24 protein-coding genes, 1 tRNA gene and 1 riboswitch are annotated in these 25,255 nt (G+C 61.5%); of the genes, 6 read left to right on the top strand and 19 right to left on the bottom strand.

Features of this window, described 5'->3' with window-relative positions; genetic code table 11:
* Positions 1 to 109: 109 nt before the first annotated feature.
* The 14 genes from QLG10_RS17460 to QLG10_RS17395 form a co-directional block, all read right to left on the bottom strand.
* Positions 110 to 517 carry a type II toxin-antitoxin system HicB family antitoxin gene (locus QLG10_RS17460; RefSeq protein ID WP_110749014.1) on the bottom strand — a complete coding sequence of 136 codons (408 nt, stop codon included), beginning with the start codon at positions 515 to 517 and terminating at the stop codon, positions 110 to 112.
* 35 nt (positions 518 to 552) lie between these two features.
* Positions 553 to 732 carry a type II toxin-antitoxin system HicA family toxin gene (locus tag QLG10_RS17455; RefSeq protein ID WP_077184214.1) on the bottom strand — a complete coding sequence of 60 codons (180 nt, stop codon included), beginning with the start codon at positions 730 to 732 and terminating at the stop codon, positions 553 to 555.
* A 394-nt stretch (positions 733 to 1,126) separates the two neighbouring features.
* Positions 1,127 to 1,200: transfer RNA gene (locus tag QLG10_RS17450), tRNA-Gly, on the bottom strand.
* 165 nt (positions 1,201 to 1,365) lie between these two features.
* Positions 1,366 to 2,250, bottom strand: a complete 885-nt coding sequence (locus QLG10_RS17445) for an alpha/beta hydrolase (protein WP_188264227.1) — start codon at positions 2,248 to 2,250, stop codon at positions 1,366 to 1,368.
* A 310-nt stretch (positions 2,251 to 2,560) separates the two neighbouring features.
* Positions 2,561 to 3,253 (bottom strand): pseudouridine synthase, encoded by a 693-nt coding sequence (locus tag QLG10_RS17440; protein WP_282487748.1) that lies wholly within the window; start codon positions 3,251 to 3,253, stop codon positions 2,561 to 2,563.
* Between the two features lie 34 nt (positions 3,254 to 3,287).
* Positions 3,288 to 3,506, bottom strand: coding sequence for a cysteine-rich CWC family protein (locus tag QLG10_RS17435; RefSeq protein WP_248677110.1), 219 nt, complete (start codon positions 3,504 to 3,506; stop codon positions 3,288 to 3,290).
* A complete protein-coding gene (locus tag QLG10_RS17430; protein WP_282487747.1) occupies positions 3,493 to 4,986 on the bottom strand; it encodes a sensor domain-containing diguanylate cyclase in 1,494 nt (497 codons plus the stop codon). The genes QLG10_RS17435 and QLG10_RS17430 overlap by 14 nt, the downstream gene beginning before the upstream one ends.
* Positions 4,987 to 5,201: 215 nt before the next feature.
* Positions 5,202 to 6,980: an allophanate hydrolase gene (atzF, locus tag QLG10_RS17425; RefSeq protein ID WP_188264223.1), complete on the bottom strand. Its 1,779-nt coding sequence runs from the start codon at positions 6,978 to 6,980 to the stop codon at positions 5,202 to 5,204.
* A 24-nt stretch (positions 6,981 to 7,004) separates the two neighbouring features.
* Positions 7,005 to 10,634, bottom strand: coding sequence for an urea carboxylase (gene uca, locus QLG10_RS17420; RefSeq protein WP_282487746.1), 3,630 nt, complete (start codon positions 10,632 to 10,634; stop codon positions 7,005 to 7,007).
* 277 nt (positions 10,635 to 10,911) lie between these two features.
* Positions 10,912 to 11,565 (bottom strand): urea amidolyase associated protein UAAP2, encoded by a 654-nt coding sequence (locus tag QLG10_RS17415; protein ID WP_033039025.1) that lies wholly within the window; start codon positions 11,563 to 11,565, stop codon positions 10,912 to 10,914.
* An 11-nt stretch (positions 11,566 to 11,576) separates the two neighbouring features.
* On the bottom strand, positions 11,577 to 12,302 hold the full coding sequence (locus tag QLG10_RS17410) for an urea amidolyase associated protein UAAP1 (protein WP_110749027.1): 726 nt from the start codon (positions 12,300 to 12,302) through the stop codon (positions 11,577 to 11,579).
* 13 nt (positions 12,303 to 12,315) lie between these two features.
* Positions 12,316 to 13,104 carry an ABC transporter ATP-binding protein gene (locus tag QLG10_RS17405; protein WP_110749029.1) on the bottom strand — a complete coding sequence of 263 codons (789 nt, stop codon included), beginning with the start codon at positions 13,102 to 13,104 and terminating at the stop codon, positions 12,316 to 12,318.
* The gene (locus tag QLG10_RS17400; protein ID WP_282487745.1) at positions 13,101 to 13,916 is read right to left on the bottom strand and encodes an ABC transporter permease; all 816 of its coding nucleotides are present in this window, start codon (positions 13,914 to 13,916) and stop codon (positions 13,101 to 13,103) included. The genes QLG10_RS17405 and QLG10_RS17400 overlap by 4 nt, the downstream gene beginning before the upstream one ends.
* Before the next feature lie 15 nt (positions 13,917 to 13,931).
* Positions 13,932 to 14,999 (bottom strand): putative urea ABC transporter substrate-binding protein, encoded by a 1,068-nt coding sequence (locus QLG10_RS17395; protein WP_282487744.1) that lies wholly within the window; start codon positions 14,997 to 14,999, stop codon positions 13,932 to 13,934.
* 60 nt (positions 15,000 to 15,059) lie between these two features.
* Positions 15,060 to 15,160, bottom strand: a riboswitch (guanidine-I (ykkC/yxkD leader).
* 277 nt (positions 15,161 to 15,437) lie between these two features.
* Here QLG10_RS17395 and QLG10_RS17390 point away from each other — a divergent pair.
* Positions 15,438 to 15,665 carry a hypothetical protein gene (locus tag QLG10_RS17390; RefSeq protein WP_179055500.1) on the top strand — a complete coding sequence of 76 codons (228 nt, stop codon included), beginning with the start codon at positions 15,438 to 15,440 and terminating at the stop codon, positions 15,663 to 15,665.
* Between the two features lie 168 nt (positions 15,666 to 15,833).
* A complete protein-coding gene (locus QLG10_RS17385; protein ID WP_033039019.1) occupies positions 15,834 to 16,280 on the top strand; it encodes a hypothetical protein in 447 nt (148 codons plus the stop codon).
* Positions 16,281 to 16,415: 135 nt separating this feature from the next.
* Here the strand turns inward: QLG10_RS17385 and QLG10_RS17380 are convergent, their stop codons facing one another.
* Positions 16,416 to 17,528: an enoyl-CoA hydratase/isomerase family protein gene (locus QLG10_RS17380; protein ID WP_188264218.1), complete on the bottom strand. Its 1,113-nt coding sequence runs from the start codon at positions 17,526 to 17,528 to the stop codon at positions 16,416 to 16,418.
* A gap of 132 nt (positions 17,529 to 17,660) precedes the next feature.
* On the opposite strand from QLG10_RS17380, the gene ung reads away from it, so the two are divergent.
* Positions 17,661 to 18,353: a uracil-DNA glycosylase gene (gene ung, locus QLG10_RS17375; protein WP_282487743.1), complete on the top strand. Its 693-nt coding sequence runs from the start codon at positions 17,661 to 17,663 to the stop codon at positions 18,351 to 18,353.
* Between the two features lie 121 nt (positions 18,354 to 18,474).
* Here the strand turns inward: ung and QLG10_RS17370 are convergent, their stop codons facing one another.
* The 4 genes from QLG10_RS17370 to QLG10_RS17355 are packed head-to-tail and all read right to left on the bottom strand — an operon-like array spanning position 18,475 to position 22,516.
* Positions 18,475 to 19,515, bottom strand: coding sequence for an AbrB family transcriptional regulator (locus QLG10_RS17370; protein WP_282487742.1), 1,041 nt, complete (start codon positions 19,513 to 19,515; stop codon positions 18,475 to 18,477).
* A complete protein-coding gene (locus tag QLG10_RS17365; protein ID WP_033039007.1) occupies positions 19,508 to 21,022 on the bottom strand; it encodes a tripartite tricarboxylate transporter permease in 1,515 nt (504 codons plus the stop codon). The genes QLG10_RS17370 and QLG10_RS17365 overlap by 8 nt, the downstream gene beginning before the upstream one ends.
* 1 nt (position 21,023) lies before the next feature.
* Entirely contained in the window at positions 21,024 to 21,482 is a 459-nt protein-coding gene (locus tag QLG10_RS17360; RefSeq protein WP_282487741.1) for a tripartite tricarboxylate transporter TctB family protein, read from the bottom strand.
* A 56-nt stretch (positions 21,483 to 21,538) separates the two neighbouring features.
* Positions 21,539 to 22,516: a tripartite tricarboxylate transporter substrate binding protein gene (locus tag QLG10_RS17355; RefSeq protein WP_282487740.1), complete on the bottom strand. Its 978-nt coding sequence runs from the start codon at positions 22,514 to 22,516 to the stop codon at positions 21,539 to 21,541.
* On the opposite strand from QLG10_RS17355, the gene QLG10_RS17350 reads away from it, so the two are divergent.
* The 3 genes from QLG10_RS17350 to QLG10_RS17340 all read left to right on the top strand — a co-directional run bounded on the left by QLG10_RS17350 (position 22,504) and on the right by QLG10_RS17340 (position 24,959).
* Positions 22,504 to 22,770 carry a hypothetical protein gene (locus QLG10_RS17350; RefSeq protein ID WP_282487739.1) on the top strand — a complete coding sequence of 89 codons (267 nt, stop codon included), beginning with the start codon at positions 22,504 to 22,506 and terminating at the stop codon, positions 22,768 to 22,770. The two genes, QLG10_RS17355 and QLG10_RS17350, sit on opposite strands and share 13 nt — an antisense overlap.
* Positions 22,771 to 22,906: 136 nt before the next feature.
* Entirely contained in the window at positions 22,907 to 23,578 is a 672-nt protein-coding gene (locus tag QLG10_RS17345) for a response regulator (RefSeq protein ID WP_008055965.1), read from the top strand.
* Positions 23,571 to 24,959 carry a sensor histidine kinase gene (locus QLG10_RS17340; RefSeq protein WP_248677103.1) on the top strand — a complete coding sequence of 463 codons (1,389 nt, stop codon included), beginning with the start codon at positions 23,571 to 23,573 and terminating at the stop codon, positions 24,957 to 24,959. Before QLG10_RS17345 ends, QLG10_RS17340 begins: the two co-directional genes overlap by 8 nt.
* The last annotated feature ends 296 nt before the right edge of the window (positions 24,960 to 25,255 follow it).

The raw sequence follows: 25,255 nt of genomic DNA, 5'->3' as shown, positions 1-25,255 counted from the left end.
GCTTTTGGGCCAGTGCCGGTTGCGCGGCGACCTCGGTATCTGAGGGGCCCCATTCGTTGACGAAAAACCGGCCACGCGGGCCGGTTGATAGATCGCTGCAATCAGCTTATCAACGTTGTTGCAATACCTTGAGTGCGGCCGAAGCCAGAAAACCCGAACGGCTTTTCTCTTCCGGGTGGTGCAGCACATACTCATCAATACGGTTGAGCAGGTAACCGGGCAGTGTGATGTTCAGCTTCTGGGCCTTGCCTAGATACTTGGTAACGTCGATGTCCACCAGTGCCCATGCGCACCCCGCGTACTTGGGATTGGCTGCGTGCAATGTCACTTTATTCGCAGGAGGAATGGGTGAACCGTCTTCGGCCAGAATCTCGAAATGGCCTTCAATGGCTTCTCGGGCCATCGCCATCGCATCATCCAGATCTTCCCCGGCGGAAAAACAGCCCGCAATGTCAGGGACTTCAACACCCCAGGCATGCTCCTCATCTCCCATTGAAATCGCAATCGGGTAAAGCATTGTCATTGTCCTCCGAGGACTCAGCGCAGCGTTAATCAGAGCAGCGCCTGTTGCAAAATACTAATGGCCGTTTTCTTGAGAAGATCTTTCTTCGGGTGAGGGACGGTCACCAGCCCCGGTTTGGTCGGATGCTTGAAGTGATGGTGGCTGCCTCTGATACGTACCAGATACCAGCCGTCCGCAACGAGTTGGCTAATCAAAAATCGGCTATTCACATCACCTCCCTGTGGTGAGCTTGTGGTTACTATACCCACTGATTTTTTTTAATCAACACTATAACCACCAAAGTCTTCCTGGCTCGGTGGGGCAGCGATAGGAATCGAGTCTAGGGGGGCAATGCGAAAAAGCCTTGGACAACCCAAATGGATGTATTGCGAAGGTTTTCCGTCAGGCTTTCCAGCCGATGCTCCTGTGCTCTCTGGAAGGTCCTGAAACCTAGGCGAAAACGCTAGTGTAAGCAGAGCGGCTGGGGGCACTGCAGTGGCGACCCGCGGAAATGACAAGCTGGAATCTCACCAAACTCAAGGCATAAAAAAAACCGGCCCTGAAGGCCGGTTTTATTCATACCTGCATCCCCCGTCTAAAAACAACGTGAGACAAAAATTCGATTGGAGCGGGTGAAGGGAATCGAACCCTCGTTATCAGCTTGGGAAGCTGGAGTAATGCCATTATACGACACCCGCTCAGAGCGGTGACTTTGTACCAGATGTGCGCGTGGAAATGAAGTTTTTCTTTGCGTTTGATGGCTTTAGCTCGGGTGAATTACGTCCACAGACCGTGTGACGGTCATTCGCGGGCAAGCCTCGCTCCTGCAGGGGAGGGTGGGGCTTGCTCGCGATGACGCTACTTCACAGGGACAATGCATGGTGGTCCTGAACGTGGTGGAAACGCGGTCGGCTTTCGTGCTGTGCTGGCTTCAGGAACCCCAGCAGTGCATTGCGGCTGTCTCGGCAGGCGGCTTTGTGCTCCATGTCGAGAAAGTGGCCAGTGGCATCCAGGGTCGTGAAGGTGGCGTGTTGCACGTGGTCGGCGAACAACCGTGCGCCCTCGGCGGCGGTGTATTCGTCCCATTCGCCGTTCATGAACAGCACCGGTACGTTGATTTGCTGCGCCGCCTTGAAGAAGCACTGGCGGTCGCTGTGCAGCAAGTCGTTGATGTGGAAGTGCATCTGCCCGTATTCGTGATCGGCCAGGCTGCTGACGTGGCGGTAGTTGAAGCGCTTGAACAGCGTCGGCAAGTGCTTGCCGATGGTGCTGTTGACCAGGTTGCCGACCCGGTCGCCGTCGCGGCTGCCCAGGTAATCCACGCCGCGCTCGAGGTAATCGAGCATGTGCGCATTGATCTCCGGGGAGAACGAGCTGATCACGGCTTTTTCGATGCGCCGAGGCTGTTGGGCCAATGCGACCAGCGTCGCGGCGCCACCCCAGGAAAACGACAGCACGTGTTCGGCGGCGAAGTGGTCGATCAGTTCCAGGAGGATCTGCCCTTCGACTTCCTTGGTCAGCAATTTCTCATGCAGGTTGTGGGCTTTGGATTTGCCCGCGTAGGGCTGGTCGTAGCAGACGACATTGAACTGTGGGTGGAGGTTTTTCACGGTTTGTGCAAACGACGCAGTCGTGGCAAGCGAGCCGTTGACCAGAATAATGGTCTTTTCTGCGGCGTCTGCGCGATAGAACTCCGTGTAAACCCGATACTGACCCTGTATATCCAACACAGCGATTTCTGGCCTCATGTCATAAGACTCCTGGCAAGCGGGTATGCGCGCAAATGAGATTGCACGAGCTTTGTGACAGGTAGGCATACGCCTTGAAATTGTTAGCCCATGTCGATCCATGCAGCCCGGTCGACGGGTATTGTTATTGGCGGGCAGTCTGCCGGGTGAGGCCGGAACCCAGGGGTTCCTACCGGCAAAAAGTTTCTTGGATGTAATCCGTGACTCATCGGTCACATTTCGGCCGACGTCCTGATTCAAGCAGGCGTCACGTCATCGCGCAAGTGTCTTTGGTAAATTGTTCGACAACTTCTGCTGAGCGGTAGATTGCTTAGATCAATTCGATCTCATGGTTGCTCAAAGGGCGGTATTCGCCTGGTTTCAGCGCGTTGTCGAGCGTCAGCGGGCCCATGCGTTCGCGGTGCAGGCGCGTCACTTTGTTGTTGAAGTGACCGAACATGCGCTTGACCTGGTGATACCGGCCTTCGACGATGCTCAGGCGCGCGCTTTTGGGGCCCAGAAGCTCTAGCCCAGCGGGTTGGGTGGTGAGGTCTTCGAAGGCGAAATACAGCCCCTCGCGGAATTTGATCGCGTATTCGGGGCCGATGTCTTGCTCGGTTTCAACGTAGTAGACCTTCGCCAGTTTGGTCTGGGGCTGGGTCAGGCGTCGCGACCAACTGCCGTCATTGGTGATCAGCATCAGGCCGGTGGTGTTGAAGTCCAGGCGGCCGGCGATGTGCAGGTCATCCTTGTCCGGCTCCGCGATCAGGTCCAGTACGGTGCGGTGTTGGAGGTCGCGGGTGGCGCTGACACATCCGGCGGGTTTATGCAGCATGAAGTGACGCAGCGCCTTGCCGGCTTGCAGCACTTCGTCGTCGACTTCGACGCGGCTGAATTCGCGGACGTCGGCGTGGGGATCGCTGACGGTCTGGCCGTCGATCCTGACGCGTTTTTCCACCAGCAACAGGCGCACCTGCTTTCGGTTGAAGCAGGGCAGGTTGCTGAGAAAACGGTCGACGCGCATGACTTGAAGATCGGTGAGAAAAGGGCGGCGTATCTTACGTGATCGGCCGGGCCGTTGCTTGCAATTGCGCTTCGACCTCGGCGCAACGCGGGCACAGGCAGGCTGCGTTGCGCAGCTCTGCAGGCAGCGCCTGGAGCACCGCCGGATCGATGCTGACGCCGTAGCACCAGCACGCCCGGTCCGCGGTTCGCGGGTCGGCCAGGGTGCAATCGTTGGGTGCGCCGCAAGCGGGGCAGAGGTCAGGCTGGGTCATAGGCAGGGTGTGGGAGCTCCACGCAGGTTCGGTTGCGGCCCGATTGTTTGGCCCGATACATCGCATGATCGGCCCGCGACAGCAGGGTGTGCAAGGTGTCATCGGGTTGCAGGGAGGTCAGGCCGATGCTGACGGTCAGTTGCAAGCGGTTGCCATTGTACGCATAGGGCTGGTGTTCCACATGCTGGCGTATTTTCTCGGCGATCACTTGACCCGCCTCTGCGTCGGTGTCCTTGAGCAGCACGATAAATTCCTCGCCGCCCCAGCGACTGACGATGTCGGAGTGGCGCAGGCAGCTTTCCAGGTCACGGGCGAAGCCGATCAGCACCTGATCGCCGGCCAGGTGGCCGTAGGTGTCGTTCAAGGCCTTGAAGTGGTCCAGGTCCAGCAGCAATGCCGTCAGCGGCCTGGGTTCGCGCTGGGCTTCTTGCATCGCTTGCGCGGCCAGCAGGTCGAAGCCGCGACGGTTGGGCAGCTCGGTCAGGCTGTCGAGCGTTGCCTGGGTCTGGATCTGGCTTTGGTAGCGTTTGATCACGCGGTTGAGCAGGGCCAGCACGGTCAATGTGACCACCAGGCAAATCAGCAAGTTGAGGTATAACGAGCGACGGATGTCGTTGAGGTCGCCGTCTTCGCGCTTATCGACGAACAGGTACCAGTTCAGCTCCGGGATGAACCGCACGTTGAGGAAATGCCCCTGGCCTTGGCCCGAGTATTCGTAGCTGCCGCTGTGGGGCTTGGGCAACTGGCTGAGCAGGTTTTTCATGCTGTCGAGTTCGGCCAGGGTCTGCCCGGCCAGGGCACCTTGCGGTCCGCCCTCGGCCCCGGTGAGCACCAGGCGGCCGAAGGTGTCGACGAAGTACACGCTGCGCTGGTAGCGCTGCTGGTATTTGTCGATCAGCTTGATCACCGCGTCGACCGTCAGCCCGACACCCGCGGCGCCGATGAAGCGGTTGTGGTAGTCGTAGACCTTGTAGTTGATGAAGACGGTCAGGTTGTCTTTGTTGGCGAGGTCCGGATCGACGTTGATCTCGTAGGGGTCTTTCATGTCACGGACACGAAAGTACCAGGCATCTCGGGGTTCGGTGGTCTTGACCTGCTTGAGCACGCCTTTGGCGTGGTAGTAGGTCAGGCTGGCGTCGGAAACGAAAAACGCCGTGTAGGCGCCGTAGTGGGTCATGACCTCGTTGAGGTAGCGGGTCATCTGACCGGTGTCGCGCTCGCCATTGACCACCCAGTCGCGCATGAAGGTGTCGCGGGACATCATTGAGGAAATCAGGATTGGCCTGACCAGGTCTTTCTGGATTTCCGAGTAGACGGTGTCCGAGGTCAGCGGCAGTTCGGTATTGACGATGTTGTCGCGGATCGACGCGCGCGAGGCGTAGTAACTGAGAAAGGAGGTGGCCAGGAAGCCTGCACCCAGCAACGCGACCAGCGTGAGGACCAACGACCGTTGGGAGTACAGCGGCGAGCGAAGCGGCATGGCAGTTCCATTGTCAGCTATCCGGTGGCGAGCATTCTAAGGACTGTCGGGGGAAATAGCTGCTCCATGTACGTCGCGAATGGTCGTTCCTGTGTTTTGACACAGATCGTTCCCACGCTCTGTGTGGGAATGCCTCAACGGACGCTCCGCGTTCGGCTCTGGATGGGACGCGGAGCGTCCCTGGCTGCATTCCCACGCAGAGCGTGGGAACGATCTCAGGTCCGGGATTGCAGGTAGGCACGCCAGCCGCCCAGGTGGCTGATATCCACCGCCCCTTCCAACCCATAGGCCTCACAGATAAACCCGCTTTCCCAGCGACCATCCGCCAGTTGCACCTTACCCAACCCCAACGGTGCCGGGATGCCGGTGAGGAACGAGCCCAGTTCGCTACTCGGCAGTTCCCAGACTTCCACGGCAATCGCCACGCCGCCGTCCTTGACCCGAACCATGCCCGGACGAAACGGCGGGCCACCGGCCAAGGCATACAGTTGGTAGTCGGGTGAGCTGAACGTACTTTCCACCAGGCGCGCACCGCGCTGTTTGAGCTGCCAGTTCAACGCCAGGCCATCCAGGTGCGCGCCACAGACCACCAGCCGCGCCCGGTCATTGCGCGCAACAGCCGTCGGTGCCGGTGCCGCCAATCCTTGCTGGCGCTGCAAGCCATCGGCCAGGCTCAACAGGTATTGATCGGTGAACGCCCGTCCGAACAGGGTCACGCCCCAGGGCAAACCGTTGTCCATGAACCCGCTGGGCACGGCGATGGCGGCGTAGTCGAGCAGGTTCATGAAGTTGGTGTAGTAACCCAGTTCGCTGTTGCGCTGGACCGGTTCGGCGTCGAGTTCCGCCAGTGTGACCGGGCGGCCAATGGTCGGCGTGACTACGCAATCGAGGCCATCGAGTGCCTTGTCGCACAAGGCTTTCAGTGCTTGCAGGCGATACTGTGCGCGGAAGGTTTGCACGCCGTTGACCGCCGGCGCCTTGGCCAATACGGCGCGGATCACCGGCAACACGGCTTGCGGATTTTCTTCCATCAGCTCGCCGGCCACGCTGTAGCGCTCGGCCACCCAAGGGCCTTCGTAGAGCAAGCGCGCCGCTTCGAGGAACGGCGACAGATCCAACTCCACGGCCTGGCCGCCCAAAGCCTTGAGTTGCTCGACGGCGTCGGCGAACAACAACGGGCCTTCAGCGCAGCCGAAAAATGCCAGGTCTTGCGCCCGGGGCACACCGAAACGGAAGGCACGCATTGCACCGAACGCCGAGCCGTCATTCCACGACGGATTGCTGCGGCTGTACTCGTCCCGGGGGTCGAGTCTGGCGGTCAATGCAAGCAACTGACTGGCCTCCCGGGCGGTTGCGGTGAACGTCGTCACGCAATCGAGGGTGCGACAGGCCGGCACCACGCCGGCGGTGGAAATCAGGCCCTTGGTGGCTTTCATCCCGACCAGATTGTTCAACGCCGCCGGCACGCGCCCGGAGCCCGCCGTGTCGGTGCCCAGGGAAAAACTCGCCACACCGAGCGCCACCGCCAGTGAAGAACCGGCGCTGGAACCACCCGACGGATACTCCGGCAACACACTGTTGGGGCATGCTCCATAGGGCGAGCGAGTGCCGTTAAGGCCGGTGGCAAACTGATCGAGGTTGGTCTTGCCCAGGGGAACTGCGCCCAACGCCAGCAGTTGCTCGACGATGGTCGCCGAACGTTGCGGTACGTAGGCGAATGCCGGACAGGCCGCCGTGGTCGGTATGCCCGCCAGGTCGATGTTGTCCTTGATCGCGAACGGCACGCCGTACAGCGGCAGGCTGTCGATGTCGCGGCCGTCGAGGGCGGCGAGGTAGGGCTCCAGTTCTTCGGCGCTGAGCAAATGGATGAACAGGTGATAGTCCGGGTTCAGTGCCGCCGCTTTGTCCCGAAGGCCCGGCAGCAGTTGCCGGGGCGTGGTGCTGCCATCGCGGTAGGCGTTGCGCAGGGCGTCGAGTTGCAGATTGATGTTCATGGTATTTGTCCTTTCGAAATGGCTTCAGTCGAGTTCCAGCACCACGACGCGTTGTCCGGCACGCACCGCCGAACCTGGCTGCACGCGAATCTCACGCACCACGCCGGCCACCGGCGCGAGAAGCGGGATTTCCATCTTCATCGACTCCAGGATCACCAGCACGTCTCCGGCCTGGACGCGATTGCCAGCCTGCACCTGAACCTGCCAGAGGTTGCCGGCGATATGGCTGTCGATGCTCTGCTGACCGTTGGCCAGAGGCGCGTCTTCGGTCACCTCCGGGGCCAATTCCTCGCTGTCGAAATGTGCCTGGCCGCTGGCGATCCAGCGTTCGCGTTCGGCATTGAATGCGCCTTTTTGCTGATCGCGAAACGCGTTGATGCCTTGGGCCTCCTGCGCCAGGAAGGCCTGGTAATCGGCGAGGTTCAGCTGACTGTGCTCGATGTCCAGGGGGAAGCGTCCGAGGGGGAAGTCCCGGCGAATGCGCAGCAGTTCATCGGCGCTGACCGGGTAGAAACGGATCTGGTCGAAGAAGCGCAGCAGCCATGGCTTGCCATCGAAGGCGGCGACTTCGCGGTAGCGATTCCACATCTGCAGCGTACGCCCGACGAACTGATAACCACCGGGGCCTTCCATGCCGTACACGCACATGTAGGCGCCACCGATGCCCACCGAATTTTCCGCGGTCCAGGTGCGGGCCGGGTTGTATTTGGTGGTCACCAGGCGATGGCGCGGATCGAGCGGAGTGGCGACCGGTGCGCCGAGGTACACATCGCCCAGGCCCATCACCAGGTAGCTGGCGTCGAACACCGTGCGCTGCACCTCATCGAGGTTCGGCAGGTCGTTGATGCGCCGGATGAACTCCAGGTTGCTCGGGCACCAGGGGGCGTCCTTGCGCACGGTGGTCATGTATTTCTCGATGGCCAGCTGACAGGCCGGGTCGTCCCAGGACAGCGGCAGATGGACGATGCGCGAGGGGACCTGCAGGTCCTTGGCGGCGCACACGGCGTCCCATTCGCCGGCAACGATGCCGAGCAAGTCGGCAAGCGGCAACTGCTCGGGTTGGTAGTGCACTTGCAGCGAGCGAATGCCCGGGGTCAGGTCGATCACGCCGTGCAGGTGTTTGCTTTCCAGGGCTTGCATGAGGGCGTGGGCGCGAAAGCGCAGGACGAGGTCGAGTTCGGGGGCGCCGATTTCGAGAAGAATGTGAGTATCCCCCGACAGCCTCGCGACCAGTTGCGTGTCTCCCTGGCCAATGTCCAGCACAACAGGCGACACAATCCCCTGTGGGAGCGAGCCTGCTCGTGAAGAAGTTGATGCGGTGTCTGATCTGGCCCCTTCGCGAGCAGGCTCGCTCCTACGGGGGGTATTCCATTTCAGGGCGAGGTTGCGGGCGGTCTTGAGATCGACGGGGATAAATTGCACTTTGTCCCCGGCCTTCAATTGGCCAAGCTGCCAGAGATCCGCCTCGATCACCGTCACCGGGCAGACGAATCCGCCCAGGCTCGGACCATCCGGGCCGAGGATCACCGGCATGTCGCCAGTGAAGTCCACTGAGCCGATCGCGTAGGGATTGTCGTGGATGTTCGACGGATGCAAGCCGGCTTCACCGCCGTCGGCGCGCACCCATTGCGGTTTCGGCCCGATCAGCCGTACGCCGGTGCGGCTGGAGTTGAAATGCACCTCCCACTGAGTCGCGAAGAAGGTGCCGATGTAGTTTTCAGTGAAGTATTCCGGTGCCCCATGGGGGCCGTAGATCACGCGTATTTGGCGTACGGCAGGCAACTCGGCGATTTCAGGCAGTTGCGCATCGACGCTCCGGTCGTTCAACGTCAGCACATGCAGCACATCACCCGCCCGCAATGCACGGCCGCCATGCCCGCCAAACTGGCCGAGGGTGAAGGTACTCTTGCTGCCCAGGTAATCCGGAACCTGCAAGCCGCCGCGCACGCACAGATAGCTGCGCGCGCCAGCACCGGCAATCGTCCCGAGGCTCAACGTGGCACCGGCTGGCACCAACATTGCCGTGTTCATCGGCACGCTTTCGCCATTCAACGTCAGCGCAATCACCGCGCCCGTGACGGCAACGACCGCGTCGCAATTGAAGCGCAGCAAGGGCCCGCTCATGGTGATTTCCAGCGCTGCGGCGCCTTCATCGTTGCCCAGCAGAAGGTTACCCAGGCGCAGCGCACGACTGTCCATCGGCCCCGATGGCGGCACGCCTACCGCCCAATAGCCGAGGCGACCGGGATAGTCCTGGACGCTGGTCTGGGTGCCGGCGCTGAGCACTTCGAAGGTGTTGGCCTGATACGCCAGGGCTTCCAGGCAACGGGTCCAGGGCTGACCGCTGGCGAAGGGCGCATCGAGCAGGATCTGCCTCAGGTAGTCCCGGTTGGTTTGGACCCCGTAGAGCAGGCTTTCGCCCAAGGCCTGATGCAGATCGGCTGCGGCTTGCTCACGGGTCGGGGCCCAACTGATGACCTTGGCGATCATCGGATCGAAGTAGGGTGGGATCTCGCAACCGGCCTCGACCCAGGTGTCGATGCGCAGTTCTACGCCGTTGGCCGGCGGAAAGTGCACCGCCGTCAGCAAACCCGGACTCGGTTGAAAGTCCCGCCCTGGATCTTCCGCATACAACCGTGCCTGAATCGCATGACCCTGCGCTTTCAAACCCTGGCTCAACGCGCTCAACGGCGGCAGGTCACCCGCTGCCAGTTGCACCATCCAGCGCACCAGGTCGACGCCCCAGACTTGCTCGGTGACGCCGTGTTCCACCTGCAAGCGGGTGTTCACTTCAAGGAAGTAGAAACGCTGGGCATCGCTGTCAAACACGAATTCGACCGTGCCGGCGCTGCGGTAATTCACCGCCTTGGCCAGTTTGATCGCCGCCGCGCACAGTTCATCGGCCATACCCTCTGGCAGGTTCGGTGCCGGGGTTTCTTCGAGGACTTTCTGGTTGCGCCGCTGCACCGAGCAGTCGCGCACGCCGAGGGCAATCACCTCGCCACGGCCGTCACCGAACACCTGCACTTCCAGATGTCGGGCGCGCTGGATGTACTTCTCGATGAACACCCCGGCGTCGCTGAAATTGTTCTGCCCCAGACGCTTGACCGCTTCGAAGGATTCGCTCAATTCGGCCGCGCTGCGGCACACGCGCATGCCGATGCCACCACCGCCGGCGGTGCTCTTGAGCATGACCGGATAGCCGACTTGCGCGCCGGCGATCAGTGCCGCATCGAGGCTGTCGAGCAGTTCGGTGCCTTCGAGCATCGGCACGCCGTGTTGTTTGGCCAGGGCGCGGGCGGTGTGTTTGAGGCCGAACACGCGCAACTGCTCCGGGGTCGGGCCGATGAAGGCAATGTCGGCGGCCTCGCAGGCTTCAGCGAACGCAGCGTTTTCCGAGAGAAAACCATAGCCTGGATGGATTGCGGTGGCGCCGGTGGCCTTGGCGATGGCGAGGATTTTTTCCACTGCCAGGTAGGTGCCGGCGGCGGCACCCTCACCCAGGCTGTGGGCCTCGTCGGCTTGCAGGATGTGCAGGCTCGCGGCATCGGCTTCGCAATACACGGCAACGCCTGCAACCTGCAGTTCGCGCAAGGTGCGCAGGATGCGGCAGGCAATGGCGCCACGGTTGGCGATCAGGACTTTTTTGAACATGGCATAACCCCTGGAGGGGTGCGGGCCGTCCCGCAGTTTTTCGATGAGCGCCAGGGTCGTCCCCGACGGAAAAATCAGTTTTTCTTCAAAACACCGCTGAACCCTTGTGGGAGCGGGCTTGCTCGCGAACGCGGTGTATCAGTTGGCATTGATGTTTCTGACACACCGCATTCGCGAGCAAGCCCGCTCCCACATTTGGATTTGTGGCGGGCTTATTTTTTGAGGCACTGCCCTGAGCGGGCCTGGCACAGGGCAAACAACCAGCGGCGCAAACGGCTCAGTTCCATACCAGCACCTGCGCAGGAGTCGGGTTATAGGCATTGCACGGGTTGTTCAGTTGCGGGCAATTGGAGATCAGCACGATCACGTCCATCTCGGCGCGCAGGTCGACGTATTTGCCCGGTGCGGAAATCCCGTCCTCGAAGGTCAGCCCGCCGTCAGCCGTGACCGGTACGTTCATGAAGAAATTGATGTTCGGCCCGATGTCGCCTTTACCCAGGCGCCCGTCGTGGACGCAGGCACGCAGGTAGTTGTCGCGGCAACTGTGCATGTAGCGTTTTTCCAGGGCGTAGCGCACGGTGTTGCTCTCTTGCGCGCAGGCACCACCGAGCGTGTCGTGGCGGCCGCAGGTGTCGGCGATGATCGTCAGCATCGGCTTGCCGAGGTTGGAATACAGCACGCTGCCGGTGCTCAGGTACACGCTGTTCTGGCGGCGCAACGTGCGCTGCACGTCGTAGCGCTCCCTGGGATTGGCGACGCTGTAGAACAGGGTGTCGACGGCCTGGTTGCCTTCCAGATCGAGGATGCGCAGGGTCTGGCCGGCCTTGACCTCCATCAGCCAGGGTTCGCCGGCGGGGATGGTGGCGCGGTAGACCGCAGTTTCGGGTTGCCTGCTTGTAGTAACGTCGGCAGTGGCGATTGCGAGTGACATGGCAGCGATCCTCAGGCGAACAGACGGTCGGTGTTGATGAAGCCGCGCTCGTTTTCCGGGCGCGAGGTGCGGCAGTGTTCGGCGACGCTGGGGTCGGCGTTCATCCAGCTGAGCTTCAGTGGTTTGGGGGCATATTCCGGCGTCGGGTCCATCGGGTGCTGCAGGGCGGTGAGCACCACCAGGGTGTCCATCGGTGCGTATAACTCGATGTAGTCGCCAGCTTTGGAATTGCCTTCAACGAAGTGAAAGCGCCCGGCGTCATCGACGTTCACCCGGCTGAACAGGTTGAGGGTCATCAGCAGGTCGGACAGGCCCAGCCCCCACTTGCCCAGCTCCACCAGCAGGTTGTCGGTGCCGTTGCGGAAGAAGCCGTTGCGCAGTTCCTGATAGCGGCCCTGGCCGTATTTTTCGGCCACTTCTTCAGCGCAGAGCACGCCGCCGAGGCTGTCGCTCCAGCCGCAGGTGTCAGCGGTGATTGCGGCCAATATGCGGCCCATGTCCGAGTACAGGCAATGGCCGGCGGTGAGCTTGGCGGTGTGTTGGCATTTGAGGCTGTCGGGCAGGTTCAGGCGTTCGGTTTTTTCATTGGCGTTGAGCAGCGTCAGGCTGACGTTGGCACCGCCGCGCAGGTCGGTCAGGCGCAGCAGTTGGCCGCGCTTGAGCACGAAGGAGCGATGGCCGCCGCCGGGCAGCATTTCTTCGGCGAAGGGCGGGAACAGTCGGGTCGAATCAGTCATTGTGCAAGTCCTCTCAAGCGGTTCTAAGCGTGCCTGCCAGTTGCACCGGCAAGGCATCGACGGCGGCACGGCAGGCGCGGCGGTCGCTGTTCAAAGGGATGTCGTAAGTGATGCGTGCGCCATAGGCGCCGGGGGCGTGCGGGTCGACGCGGACCTTGTCGAACACCAGCAAGCGGGTGCCGAGGCTGAAACCTTCGGACAGGTCATGGGTGACCATGAAGACCGTCAGTTGGGTCTCGCGCCACAGCTCCAGCAGCAAGGCGTGCATGTCCTTGCGGATGCCCGGATCGAGGGCGCCGAAAGGCTCATCGAGCAGCAGCACCCGCGGTTTCATGATCAGCGCCTGGGCGATGGCAAGGCGTTGCTGCATGCCGCCGGACAGTTGCGCCGGGTACTTGTCCAGCGAATGACCGAGGCCGACTTTGTGCAGCAGCACCGAAGCCTGTTCGCGGGCAGCTTTTTTGGCACTGCCGAACAACCTGCCCAACAGCGCTGAACGCGGCAGTTCCAGGCCAAGGGCGACGTTGTCCAGCACGCTCAAGTGCGGGAACACCGAGTAGCGCTGGAACACTACGCCACGACTGGCATCGGGCTCGGCTGACAGTGGTTGACCGTCGAGGAGAATCACGCCGCGACTGGCTTTTTCCTGACCGAGCAACAACCGCAGGAAGGTCGATTTACCGCAACCGGAAGCGCCGACCAGGGTGCAGAACTCACCCTCGTTGACGCTCAGGTTCAGGCCTTCAAGCACCACCTGGTCGGCGTACTGCTGCCAGACATTTTTCACCGTGATGAAACTCATGCCCGCGCTCCTTCATACCAGGGGAATGCGCGCAGGGTCAGGCGCTTGAGCCCCCAATCCATCAGCCAGGCGAGCAGGGTGATCCACACCACGTAGGGCAGGATCACGTCCATGGCCAGGTAGCGGCGGACCAGGAAAATCCGGTAGCCGAGGCCGTCGGTCGAGGCAATGGCTTCGGCGGCAATCAGGAACAGCCACGCCGAACCCAGCATCAGGCGCAGCGAGATCAGCAGGCGTGGCAGCAACTGCGGCAGGACCACCCGCAACATCAGGGTCCAGGTCGATGCCCCGAGGGTCTGGGCCTTGATCAGCAGTTCCACGGGGATTTCCCGGGCGCGCTGTTCGAGGTCGCGGGCCAGCGCCGGGGTGATGCCGATCACGATCAGCATCACTTTCGACAATTCCCCCAGGCCGAAGACGATAAACAGGATTGGCAGGATCGCCAGCGGAGGCACCATCGAAAGCACGGTCAGTAACGGCGACAACGGCGCGCCAAACAATGGCAGGGTGCCCGCAGCGATGCCCAGGCACAGCCCGGCCAGCGCACTGATGCCCAGGCCGATGGCCAGGCGTCGCAGGCTCGCGGCGCTGTCCTGCCACAGCAGGTATTCGCCGGTGCGGCTGTCGGCAACGAAGGCCAGGCGCTTGACCGCGTCGCTCATTTGCAGGGCGCTGGGCAGCAGTTTGTCGTTGGGGTTGTTTGCCAGGCGCTCGGCCGAGCCCATGAAGTAGGCGAACAGCAGCAGGGCGAAAGGCAGGATCACCAGCAACAGGCGACTCGGGCGATCCGGGTGGCGATTGATCAGGCGCATGGCCAAGTCCTCTGGTTACAACTTGGCGTCGGCGGCCATTTGCACGTAGCTGGGGTCGAAACGCAGCTTGAGGTTGCCCTTGTCGCCGCTGGTCACCCCATTGGCGAAGGCCATGCCGACCGCGCTGGTGTCCTTGGCGCCTTCACCGAGCAAGCCGTGCTGGAAGGAGAATTCCGCGACCTTGCGCATGGTTTCCGGCAGTTGCTTGCTGGTGCTGAACGCCAGGGCTTCCTGAGGAGTGGCGAACAATTTGGTGGTGTCCAGTTGCGCCTGGAAACCGGCCAGGTCGGTGCCCGAGGCTTTGGCCATGTGCTCCAGTGCGGCCTTGCCCGTGGCATTTTTCGCATTCATCAACTCGACCACTTCGAACCAGGCGCCGGTTAACGCCTTGCCCAAGGCGGGGTTGTCCTTGAGGGTCTGGGAGTTGACCACCATCATGTCCATGATCTCGCCGGGGATCTGGCTGGAATTGAACACCTCGGTCACCCCGGGCTTGGCCTTGATGTCCGAAAGCATCGGGTTCCACGTGGTGACGGCGTTGACCTGGTCGGTGTTGAAGGCGGCGGAGATATCGGCATCCGAGGTGTTGACCACTTTCAGGTCTTTCTCGGTGAGGTCCACCGAGTCCAGGGCCCTGGCCAGCAGGTAGTGCGACACCGAGAGCTCGACCAGGTTGACGTCCGCACCCTTGAGGTCGGCGACTTTCTTGCCTTCGCCCTTGAGCACGATGCCATCGTTGCCGTTGGAGAAGTCGCTGACGATCAGCGCGGTGCTGTCGACGCCGCCAGCGGCCGGAATGGTCAGCGCATCCATGTTGGTCATGGTGCAGCCATCGAACTGTCCGGCGGTGTACTGGTTGATCGATTCGACGTAGTCATTGAGCTGCACGACATCGATCTGGATGCCGTATTTCTTCGCCCACTTGTCGACGATGCCTTGGCTGCCGGCGTATTCCCAGGGCATCCAGCCGGCGTAGATCGTCCAGCAGACGCTGAAGTGGTCTTTTGGGGCGGCGTGGGACGAGACGCTCACGAGGGCTGCGAAGGCCGCGGCGAGGACGGCGGGTAAACGATGCTGGGACATGGTGGTTCTCCAGTTGATCAAGGGCGGACAGGAAGGCAGCGGCACCGCGAACGGTGGCTTGTCTCCCGGGCTTTTGTCCCGCCGTGTAACCTCAACTGGAGGTCGCCAACTCTCGGACCAGTCACTCGCGCTTGCGAGCCGGAACCCTAGTCAGCCATTGCAAATTGTGGTGCCGCGAACCTGTGATGACTCCTGCACGTCTCTGCTAAAGCGAGAGACGTGCCAAGTCGAGCGGAGCGCTCTGGCACGCGGGATTGGTCGATTGGTGATGTAGGCAGACAGTGTGTGTTTGCCTTGCAATGGTGCGCGACTGCACCGCAATGGGACGTGCCGGCCGCTGATCCGAAGGTTGCCGGGGCATTGCACTTGGTCGGGGATAATGAGTCAAAACAGGTGTCAGCCGGCCTGTACCGGTTGTGGGGCTTTCAGGAGGCCGCCATGTTTCGTCGATTGTTGCTCGGCTGCGTACTCGGCTTGGGCCTTGCCGGTTGTTATTACTATTCCGGTGGTTACGACGTCGCGTATCCCGCACCTTATTACTATCCCGGTTATTCGCCTTACTCCTACTACAGAGGCCCGCGTTTCTATGGGGGCTATCGCTATTACTATTGGGGTGGTCACGCGCCACGTTATTACGGCGGTGGATATCGTCATGGCCACCACTAGTCAGCGTGTGAATGGATGAAAAACCTTTCATCGGCGAGATGTTTCAACGTGTTGCGGGAGCGCACCGGATCGTCAATTCGATGTCTGATCTATCGACAGTCGCAGAATCTTTGACTGTCGCCTGCCAGCGTCGCTGGTATGGCTCACTCGCGGTCCAGGAGGCCGCCAATGTATCGACGAATTCTTCTGATTGCCGTGTTGGGTTTGTCACTGGGTGGATGCGTAGCTTATTCCGATGGAGGCGGTTACTACGGTTCAGAGGTCTACTCATCGCCGGCGCCCTATTACGCTGGCGGCAACTCCTACTACTCCAATGGCGGCGGTTACTACACGCCACCGCGCCGGTACTACGCGCCGCCTGCCCGGTATTACCAACCAACGCCGCGCTATTACCACCAGCCGCGGGTTTATCAACCGGCGCCGCGCTATTACCAGCCGGCTCCCCGTTACTATCAGTCCCGGCCGGACTACAGGGCGCATCAGAACCAGGGTTGGGACGGTCGCAACCGCGGCGGCTGGGACAATGATCATCGTCGCGGGCGAAACGACAATCACGATCGTCGAGGCGGCCGCAATGGGCGTGGCGATCACGACGGCCGGGGTAATCACCGCTAATCCGGTTGAAATCCATACCCTCCTGAAGGAGCAAGCATGCTCGCGATGGACGTCAACGATAACGCGTGCTTAAAGGTTAAACGCGTTGTCATGACGTTTTTCGCGAGCATGCTCGCTCCTCCAGAGTCATTTTTTTCAGTACTCTGACAGGTCCGCCAAGGGATGCCGACCTTCCCAGATTTTGTGAAAATGAGCCTCCACCACCGCCTCCGGCACATTGTTGACGTCCGGCCAATGCCAGCGAGGTTTCTGATCCTTGTCGATCAATCGCGCACGCACGCCCTCGCTGAATTCCGGATGGCGACAGCAGTTGAGGCTCAGGGTGTATTCCATCTCAAACACCTGCGCCAGAGACATATGCCGGGCACGTTTGATCTGCTCCCACACCAGATGCGCGGTCAGCGGCGAGCCTTCGCTCATGGTCTGCGCAGCGCGGTTGAGCAGCATGTCGGTGTGATCGAGCAGCGTGACAATGGCTTTCCAGGCACAACGCACATCACTGACGTCCAGCAATTCATCGATCTGTTCGCGGCGCGGCAACCACTGGGCCTCGGGCATTTGCGCAACGGCTTTCTGCTGCAAGGCCTTGAGCAGGCTGTTGAGCTGCATTGGCGTCTGTTCCTGCCAATTCAATTGCAGCAGGCCTTCGATCAGTTCCTGCTGCTGCTCGTCGAGCAGGAAACGGTCGGCCAGGTCCAGATCGATCGCGTCGCGACCGTTCATGTGGGCGCCGGTCAGGCCGAGGAACAAGCCGAGCTTGCCCGGCAGGCGAGACAGGAACCAACTGGCGCCCACGTCTGGATAAAGGCCGATACTGATCTCCGGCATCGCCAATCGACTGCTCGGTGTGACAATGCGAATGCTTGCCCCCTGCAACAGGCCCATGCCACCGCCGAGCACATAGCCGTGGCCCCAGCAGATCAACGGTTTCGGATATGTGTGCAGGCTGAAGTCCAGGCGATATTCGGAGTTGAAAAAGTGCGCGGCCAGCGTCGGCACTTCGCCCGGATGGGCCCGGCAGGCCTCGACCAGGCTGCGCACTTCACCGCCGGCGCAGAAGGCCTTGATGCCGTTGCCGCGCAGCAGGACGCAAACGATTTGCGGTTCCTTGGCCCAGGCGTCCAACTTGTCGCGCATGGCATTGATCATCGGCAGGGACAGGGCATTCAACGATTTTTCGGCATCCAGGGTGGCAATGCCAATGCGGGCGCCGTCAGTGCCGGTGAGTTCTTCGAAGTGCAGATTCATCGTGACCTCGCTCGGGAATTTGAGGGTTAAGTATGATCGCTGTGTGGGAAAGTGCCGGATTGGTGTCAGATCAATTGACAAGCGTGATGGGCTTTCCTAGGGTGCGCCCCATTGTTTTTGCCGGATATAACCATGACTGCTGACGACCGTATCAAACTCGAACCGAGCTGGAAGGAGGCACTGCGTGCCGAATTCGACCAACCCTACATGGCAGAGTTGCGAAAATTCCTCCAGGACGAGCGCGCGGCGGGCAAGGAAATCTATCCGCCGGGCCCGATGATCTTCAACGCGCTCAATTCCACGCCGCTGGACAAGGTCAAGGTGGTCATTCTCGGTCAGGACCCCTATCACGGTCCCGGCCAGGCCCACGGCCTGTGCTTTTCGGTGCAGCCGGGCGTCCCGGCGCCGCCGTCGCTGGTCAATATCTATAAAGAGTTGAAGCGCGACCTGAACATCGACATCCCCAATCACGGCTATCTGCAAAGCTGGGCCGAGCAGGGCGTGTTGATGCTCAATACCACCATGACCGTGGAGCGTGCCAACGCCAATGCGCACAAGGACAAGGGCTGGCAGTTTTTCACCGACCGGATTATCGAAGTGGTGAGCCAGCAGCAGCCGCATCTGGTGTTCATGCTGTGGGGCGCCCATGCCCAGAGCAAACAGAAGTTGATCGATGCCACCAAACACCTGGTGCTGACCTCGGTGCACCCGTCTCCGCTGTCGGCCTATCGTGGCTTCCTCGGGTGCGGGCATTTCAGCCGGACCAACAAGTTTTTGGAGCAGAATGGCGAGACGCCGATCGAGTGGCGGTTGCCGCCAATTTGATGCGTTGAATGGTCGGGCCCCTTCGCGAGCAAGCCCGCTCCCACATTTGTTCCGTGTTACACCTGTGGAATGCGATCAAATGTGGGAGCGGGCTTGCTCGCGAATGAGTCGACTCGGTCTGTCAGGTTGACTCAGACTGACGGTTCCAATACCTGAACAACGGCTCCGCCAGAAACAACACAAACAGCAACCGCATCACCTGCATCGCCGTCACCAGCGGCACCGACAGTTGCAAGGTTTCGGCCGTCAGGCTCATCTCGGCAATCCCGCCGGGCATCATGCCCAGGGTCAGCGAGCGCAAATCCAGGTGGGTCAGCGCACTCAATCCCAGTGCAGCCGCCGTGGCGATCAGCATGGTCAGCAGCGTGCCGATCAACGTGCGCCCCATGAACGACGGCGCGCGACGGAAAAACTGCCGATTGAAGTGACAGCCCAAGCCGCTGCCAATCAGCCATTGGCCGATCTGGCTGCCGCCGTTGGGCAAGCCGATATGCAGGTCCCAGCCGATGCTGACCGCTGCGCTGACCAGCAAGGGCCCGAACAGCCATGGGTTGGGTTGCCGCAGGCGTTCCCAGATCCAGGCCGCCACCGCCCCCGCCGGAAACAATAGCGCCAGCCAGCGCCAATCGATGCTGCCGGCGTGGGACATTGGTGCGCCGTCCCCCAGCAGGTATTTGAACGCCGCCGGAACGCAAAGCACCACCACCAGTACCCGCAAACTCTGGCCCGCCGCCACCCGGCTGAGCACCGCGCCGTTGCGGGCACCGAGGTTGACCATCTCTCCGGAACCGCCGGGCATGCTGGAAAAAAACGCAGTGGCACGATCTTCGCCGGTGCGACGCATTAGCCAGACACCGACCACCGCCGAGAGGCTGGTGACCAGCGCACCGAAGAAGATCAGCCCGAAATGACTCAGCACCTGCTCCATCACCACCGGGGTGAAGTGCAGGCCGATACCGATGCCGACGATCCACTGGCCGCACTTGCGGCCGCCAGGGATCTCCGCCAGTTGCCAGGGTGTCAGGCAGCGCACCAGGATGATCGCCAGCAACGAGCCGACCATCCACGGTAGCGGCCAGCCGACCTGGCTGGCGAGGAAACCACCCAGCAGGCCGACCAGCGGTGTACCCCACCAGGCTTTGAACGGTGTTCGATCAGACATCGGCGATGGCGCGTTGCGCAGCCGAACGCTTACGCCAGATCCGCAGGATCGGCATCAACAGCATGATCGCTGTTAGGACCCAGCAACCGAAAGTGATCGGGCTCGACCAGAGGATTTCCAGCGCACCGTTGGAAATCGACAGGGCGCGGCGCAGGTTTTGCTCCATCAGGCCTCCGAGAATGAACCCCAGCAGCACCGGCGACAGCGGGAAGTCCAGCTTGCGCAGGATATAGCCGAAGATGCCGATGCCGATCATCAGGAACAGATCGAAAGTGGTGGCATGCACAGCGTAGACGCCGATCCCGGTAATGATCGCGATCACCGGCACCAGTGCCCAGTTCGGCACGGCGAGGATACGGGTGAAGATGCGGATCATCGGGATGTTGAGGATCACCAGCATGATGTTGGCAATGAACAGCGAGGCGATCAGGCCCCAGACAATGTCCGGTTGCTGCTGGAACAGCAGCGGGCCCGGGGTGATGTTGTACAGCGACAGGGCGCCGATCATCACCGCCGTGGTGCCTGAGCCTGGAACACCCAGGGTCAGCATCGGTACCAAAGCGCCGCACGCTGCGCCGCCGATGGCCGTTTCCGGAGCGGCCAGGCCGCGCATGTCGCCTTGGCCAAACGTACCCTTGGCGCCTGCGATGCGTTTTTCCGTCATGTAGGCCACGGCGCTGGCCAAGGTGGCACCGGCTCCCGGCAACACGCCCATGATGAAACCCAGAACGCCGCAACGGATGTTCACCACGAACACCGACGCCGCTTCCTTGAAGTTGAACATCATGCGCCCGGTGGCTTTCACCGCTTCCTGGCCGTGATGGGTTTTTTCCAGCAACAGAAGAATTTCACTGATGGAAAACAGGCCCAACACCAGCACCACGAACTGAATGCCGTCAGTCAGGTGGATATTGTCCCCGGTGAAACGGTACACGCCACTGTTGGCGTCGATGCCGACCGTCGACAGGAAAAGTCCGATCAATGCTGCAATAAAGGTTTTCAACGGTCGGTCACCGGCCATGCCGCCCAGGCAAACGATCGCAAACACCATCAGCACGAAGTATTCCGCCGGCCCGAAGGCAATCGCCCATTTCGCCAGTAGCGGGGCAAACAGCACCATGCCGCAGGTGGCGATGAAGGCACCGATGAATGAGCTCCACGCCGACAGCGACAGCGCCACGCCGGCCAGGCCTTTGCGCGCCATCGGATAGCCGTCGAGGGTGGTCATCACGGTGGACGCTTCGCCCGGTATGTTCAGCAGGATCGAGCTGATCCGGCCGCCGTATTCGCAACCCAGGTACACGGCCGCCAGCAGGATCAGCGCCGATTCCGGCGGCAGGCCGAGGGCGAATGCGATGGGGATCAGCAATGCCACGCCATTGATCGGCCCCAGGCCCGGCAACAGGCCGACCACCGTACCGATCAACGTGCCGCAGAGGGCGGTTACCAGGTTGTACGGGCTCAGCGCGACGCCGAAGCCCTGACCCAAATAGCCAAGAGTATCCATATCAGTTCTCCAGAACGTCGAGCACGCCCAAGGGCAACGGTACGTCCATCAGCTTGTCGAACAGCAGGTAAAGGCCGACGGCCATCAAGCTGATGATCACGATGCTGGGCAGCCAGCGGCCGCCATACAGGCGCGCCATCGGCACACCGACGAGGATGCTGGCAACGATGAAGCCAAGCGGTTCGAAGGTGCCGGCGAACACCAGCAGCAGCGCCACGCAGATGGCGATCTTGGTCAAGGTTTCGCGATCCAGCGGCGGCTCGTCATCACTGTGCTTGATCGGTGCGGGACGAAACACCATGTACAACAGCGCCGAGCTCATCAGGCCGAGCATCAGCAACGGGAAGGCTCGAGGGCCCACCGGTTCGTAGGAAAAGGCCGCCTGATACGGCCAGGCCATCAGCGCCAGGCCGACACAGGCCAGCAACAGCACCAAAGCAAAAATGCGTTGTAAGAGCATGGGGAACTCCTGGGTCACGGCGGCGCTAGCCCGCCGTGACCGCTAGACAGAGACGATCACTGGATCAGGCCGAACTCTTTGGCCAGCACTTTGTAGTCCGCTACCTGCTTCTTCACGTAGGTGTCCAGCTCCGGGCCGGTCATGGCGAACGGGAACAGCTCACGCTGATCGCGCAGCTTGGCGAACTCGGGTGAGGCCAGCAGTTTGTCGAAGGAGTCCTTCCACCAGGCATAGTCTTCATCGCTGACTTTTGGCCCCAGGTAGAAACCGCGAACCACTGGCCAGACGATGTCGTAGCCTTGTTCCTTGGCGGTCGGGATGTCTTTCATTTCCGGCTCGTCCAGGCGCTTGTCGGAGAACACCGCGAGCAGACGCATGTCGCCGCTCTGGATGTGCGGCATGGAGTCGGAGATGTCGGTGCTGCCGACCTGGATGTGGCCGCCGAGCAAGGCAGTGGCGATTTCACCGCCGCCTTCGAGCGCCACGTAACGCAGGTCGCGCGGGTTGATGCCGGCGGCCTTGGCGATCAGGGCGGTCTGCATCCAGTCCTGGCTGCCAACGGTGCCGCCGGAACCGATCACCACTTTGCTCGGATCTTTCTTCAGCGCCTGGACCAGATCGTCCAGGGTCTTGTAGGGCGAATCGCTCTTCACGGCGATGGCGCCGTAGCTGGTGCCAACGGCGGCCAGCCAGCGCACGTTGGTTTCATCGAAGCGACCAAACTTGCCCTGGGCCAGGTTGAGCAGCGAACCACTGGACCAGGCCACCAACGTGCCGGCATCCGCCGGGCGCTGGGCGACTACCGCGTTATAAGCCACCGCGCCGACACCGCCAGGCATGTAGGTCACGCGCATTGGTTTGGTCAGCAGCTTTTCGTTGACCAGCGCGCTTTGCGCCAGTTTGCAGGTCAGGTCGAAACCGCCGCCGGGCGATGCCGGTGCGATGCATTCCGGGCGTTTGGGCTCGGCCATCAGTGGGCCGGCGCACAGCATGACGCTGGCGGCGAGGGCGAAACGGCGCAGTGATCGATTCATTGTTGTCTCCACAGGAGTTGTTGTTTTTTGGGATGTTTCAGATGCAGCGGTTTCGCTTCGCGCAGGCGTTGACGGCGCCGGCAAGCGAATACGAGGGGGTTCGAGAAAAGGGGCGCGGCGGGCAAATGTGGAACTGGGTGGACAGCATGGCGAAGTACCTCGTTATTGTTCTTATTGGCGAAAACGCATCGAGGCGTTTTTCGGGAGCTACATTTCAAAGCACGATCGATGGCTGCGAGATAAACCATCCGTAGATCGACTCTAACGGTCCAACCTTTCGCTAACCTTTCATCGGGCTTTCACGGTTTTTCAGGCTTCACAGTGGCGGATGCCGCTGTAAACTCCGCGCCAAAGAATGGCGTCGACCATCCCTGAACGAGGTAATGATCCATGCGTGTCCTGCTCGTCGAAGACCATCTGCAGCTCGCTGAAAGCGTCGCCCAGGCGCTCAAGAGCACCGGTTTGACCGTGGATGTGCTACACGACGGCGTGGCGGCCGACCTGGCGCTGGGCAGCGAGGAATACGCCATGGCGATTCTCGACGTCGGCCTGCCGCGCATGGACGGTTTCGAAGTGCTGGCGCGCTTGCGTGCCCGGGGCAAGAATCTACCGGTGTTGATGTTGACCGCCCGCAGCGACGTCAAGGACCGGGTCCATGGCCTGAACCTGGGGGCGGACGACTACCTGGCCAAGCCTTTCGAACTCACCGAGCTTGAAGCCCGGGTCAAGGCTTTGTTGCGCCGCAGTGTATTGGGTGGCGAGCGCCTGCAGCGCTGCGGTGTGCTGGCCTACGACCTGGAGACCCGGCGCTTTACCCTCGGTGAGGAACTGCTGACCCTGACCTCCCGCGAGCAAGCGGTACTCGAAGCCCTGATCGCCCGTCCTGGCCGGGTGATGAGCAAGGAGCAACTGGCTTCACAGGTCTTCGGCCTGGACGAAGAGGCCAGTCCGGACGCCATCGAAATCTACGTTCACCGCTTGCGCAAGAAACTCGACGGCCACCCGGTGGCGATCGTAACGTTCCGCGGTCTCGGTTATTTGCTGGAAAGCCGTGATGCATAAGGCCAGCAGCCTGCGCTGGCGGTTGCTGTGGAACCTGGCTTTGCTGCTGGTGGTATTGATGCTGGCCAGTGGCTTGAGTGCTTACTGGAACGGTCGAGAAGCGGCCGACACGGCCTATGACCGCACGTTGCTGGCCTCGGCGCGGACCATCGCCGCTGGCCTGTCCGAGCGTGATGGCAGCCTCAGCCTGGACGTGCCTTACGTGGCCCTCGATACGTTCGCCTACGACAGTGCCGGGCGGATTTTCTACCTGGTCAACGACATCAACCAGAAGCTGATCTCCGGTTACGAAAATCTGCCACCACCACCACCCGGCACACCCCGCACCGATGATTACCCGGCGCTCGCGCGTTTTTACAACGCGACTTATCGGGGACAGAACGTGCGTGTGGTCAGTTTGCTCAAGGCGGTCAGCGAGCCAAACATGAACGGCATGGCGGAAATCCGCGTGGCGGAAACCGACGAGGCCCGCGTCAGCATGGCCCGCAGCCTGGCCGGCGATACCTTGCTGCGCCTGGGCATGCTGGCGGTCGGGGCCCTGATGATCGTGTGGTTTGCGGTCAGTGCGGCGCTGCGCCCGCTGGAGCGATTGCGCACCGCCGTGGAGGAACGTCAGCCGGATGACCTGCGGCCGCTGCCCCTGGTGGAAGTACAACGCGAGTTGTGGCCGCTGGTGCGTGCGCTCAACCATTTCACCGAACGCCTGCGCGGGCAGTTCGAGAAGCAGGCGCAATTCATCGCCGACGCCGCCCATGAATTGCGCACGCCGTTGGCGGCACTCAAGGCCCGGCTGGAATTGGGCTTGCGCTCGAACGAGCCGCAAACCTGGCGCAGCACGCTGGAAACCGCTGCCCAAGGCACTGATCGCCTGACCCACCTGGCCAATCAATTGCTCTCGCTGGCCCGGGTGGAAAACGGCGCCAGGGCGATTGCCGAGGGCGGCGCGCAGCTGCTCGACCTCAGTCAATTGGCCCGCGAGCTGGGCATGGCCATGGCGCCGCTGGCCCATAAACGCGGCGTGGCCCTGGCGCTGGAAGCTGACGAGCCGGTCTGGTTGCGCGGTGAACCGACCTTGTTGAATGAGCTGTTGAGCAATCTGGTGGACAACGCCCTGGCCCACACGCCACCGGGCGGCAACGTCATTTTGCGGGTCCTGGCGCCGGCGGTGCTGGAGGTCGAGGACGACGGGCCGGGCATTCCCCTTGATGAGCGCGATCGGGTGTTCGAGCGCTTTTACCGGCGCAATCAGCAAGTGGCCGGTTCAGGCTTGGGGTTGGCGATTGTTGGCGAAATCTGCCGGGCGCACCTGGCGCAAATCAGCCTGCATGATGGGGAGAAGGCGGGGTTGAAGGTGCGGGTGAGTTTTATGGCTGGGGATTGATGGGGCCTGTTCTGGCCTCATCGTCGGAACGCCGCCCAGTGCAGGTTCCTACAGGGTTATCCGACACGGTTAATCCGGGATACCAATACAGAAAAGCCCTACACCATCCTCAGAAACGTCCTATTTCCAGCTTCCTTCCATTTCGCCAAAGCTTTCACCCCTCAGGACCCGGGTGAACGCCAAACCCTTCCTGTGTGCATCCCCCACAGACCAGGAAGGACTGACCATGAGCACCCAACCGCGCATCTTCTTCAACCACACCCGCCACAAGTTCGCGATCCGTTGGTTCGACGCCG

Origin of the sequence: Pseudomonas sp. V98_8 (assembly GCF_029967975.1) — a bacterium.
GTDB lineage: Bacteria > Pseudomonadota > Gammaproteobacteria > Pseudomonadales > Pseudomonadaceae > Aquipseudomonas > Aquipseudomonas umsongensis.
The sequence above is the reverse complement of the archived record's forward strand: the minus strand, read 5'-3'. Positions and strand labels throughout refer to the sequence as shown.

Bases quoted from the DNA above. Each gene is read 5' to 3' on its own strand.
- QLG10_RS17460 (WP_110749014.1), bottom strand. From the start codon at position 517: ATGCTTTACCCGATTGCGATTTCAATGGGAGATGAGGAGCATGCCTGG.
- QLG10_RS17445 (WP_188264227.1), bottom strand. From the start codon at position 2,250: ATGAGGCCAGAAATCGCTGTGTTGGATATACAGGGTCAGTATCGGGTT.
- QLG10_RS17440 (WP_282487748.1), bottom strand. From the start codon at position 3,253: ATGCGCGTCGACCGTTTTCTCAGCAACCTGCCCTGCTTCAACCGAAAG.
- QLG10_RS17435 (WP_248677110.1), bottom strand. From the start codon at position 3,506: ATGACCCAGCCTGACCTCTGCCCCGCTTGCGGCGCACCCAACGATTGC.
- QLG10_RS17430 (WP_282487747.1), bottom strand. From the start codon at position 4,986: ATGCCGCTTCGCTCGCCGCTGTACTCCCAACGGTCGTTGGTCCTCACG.
- atzF (WP_188264223.1), bottom strand. From the start codon at position 6,980: ATGAACATCAATCTGCAACTCGACGCCCTGCGCAACGCCTACCGCGAT.
- uca (WP_282487746.1), bottom strand. From the start codon at position 10,634: ATGTTCAAAAAAGTCCTGATCGCCAACCGTGGCGCCATTGCCTGCCGC.
- QLG10_RS17415 (WP_033039025.1), bottom strand. From the start codon at position 11,565: ATGTCACTCGCAATCGCCACTGCCGACGTTACTACAAGCAGGCAACCC.
- QLG10_RS17410 (WP_110749027.1), bottom strand. From the start codon at position 12,302: ATGACTGATTCGACCCGACTGTTCCCGCCCTTCGCCGAAGAAATGCTG.
- QLG10_RS17405 (WP_110749029.1), bottom strand. From the start codon at position 13,104: ATGAGTTTCATCACGGTGAAAAATGTCTGGCAGCAGTACGCCGACCAG.
- QLG10_RS17400 (WP_282487745.1), bottom strand. From the start codon at position 13,916: ATGCGCCTGATCAATCGCCACCCGGATCGCCCGAGTCGCCTGTTGCTG.
- QLG10_RS17395 (WP_282487744.1), bottom strand. From the start codon at position 14,999: ATGTCCCAGCATCGTTTACCCGCCGTCCTCGCCGCGGCCTTCGCAGCC.
- QLG10_RS17390 (WP_179055500.1), top strand. From the start codon at position 15,438: ATGTTTCGTCGATTGTTGCTCGGCTGCGTACTCGGCTTGGGCCTTGCC.
- QLG10_RS17385 (WP_033039019.1), top strand. From the start codon at position 15,834: ATGTATCGACGAATTCTTCTGATTGCCGTGTTGGGTTTGTCACTGGGT.
- QLG10_RS17380 (WP_188264218.1), bottom strand. From the start codon at position 17,528: ATGAATCTGCACTTCGAAGAACTCACCGGCACTGACGGCGCCCGCATT.
- ung (WP_282487743.1), top strand. From the start codon at position 17,661: ATGACTGCTGACGACCGTATCAAACTCGAACCGAGCTGGAAGGAGGCA.
- QLG10_RS17370 (WP_282487742.1), bottom strand. From the start codon at position 19,515: ATGTCTGATCGAACACCGTTCAAAGCCTGGTGGGGTACACCGCTGGTC.
- QLG10_RS17365 (WP_033039007.1), bottom strand. From the start codon at position 21,022: ATGGATACTCTTGGCTATTTGGGTCAGGGCTTCGGCGTCGCGCTGAGC.
- QLG10_RS17360 (WP_282487741.1), bottom strand. From the start codon at position 21,482: ATGCTCTTACAACGCATTTTTGCTTTGGTGCTGTTGCTGGCCTGTGTC.
- QLG10_RS17355 (WP_282487740.1), bottom strand. From the start codon at position 22,516: ATGAATCGATCACTGCGCCGTTTCGCCCTCGCCGCCAGCGTCATGCTG.
- QLG10_RS17345 (WP_008055965.1), top strand. From the start codon at position 22,907: ATGCGTGTCCTGCTCGTCGAAGACCATCTGCAGCTCGCTGAAAGCGTC.
- QLG10_RS17340 (WP_248677103.1), top strand. From the start codon at position 23,571: ATGCATAAGGCCAGCAGCCTGCGCTGGCGGTTGCTGTGGAACCTGGCT.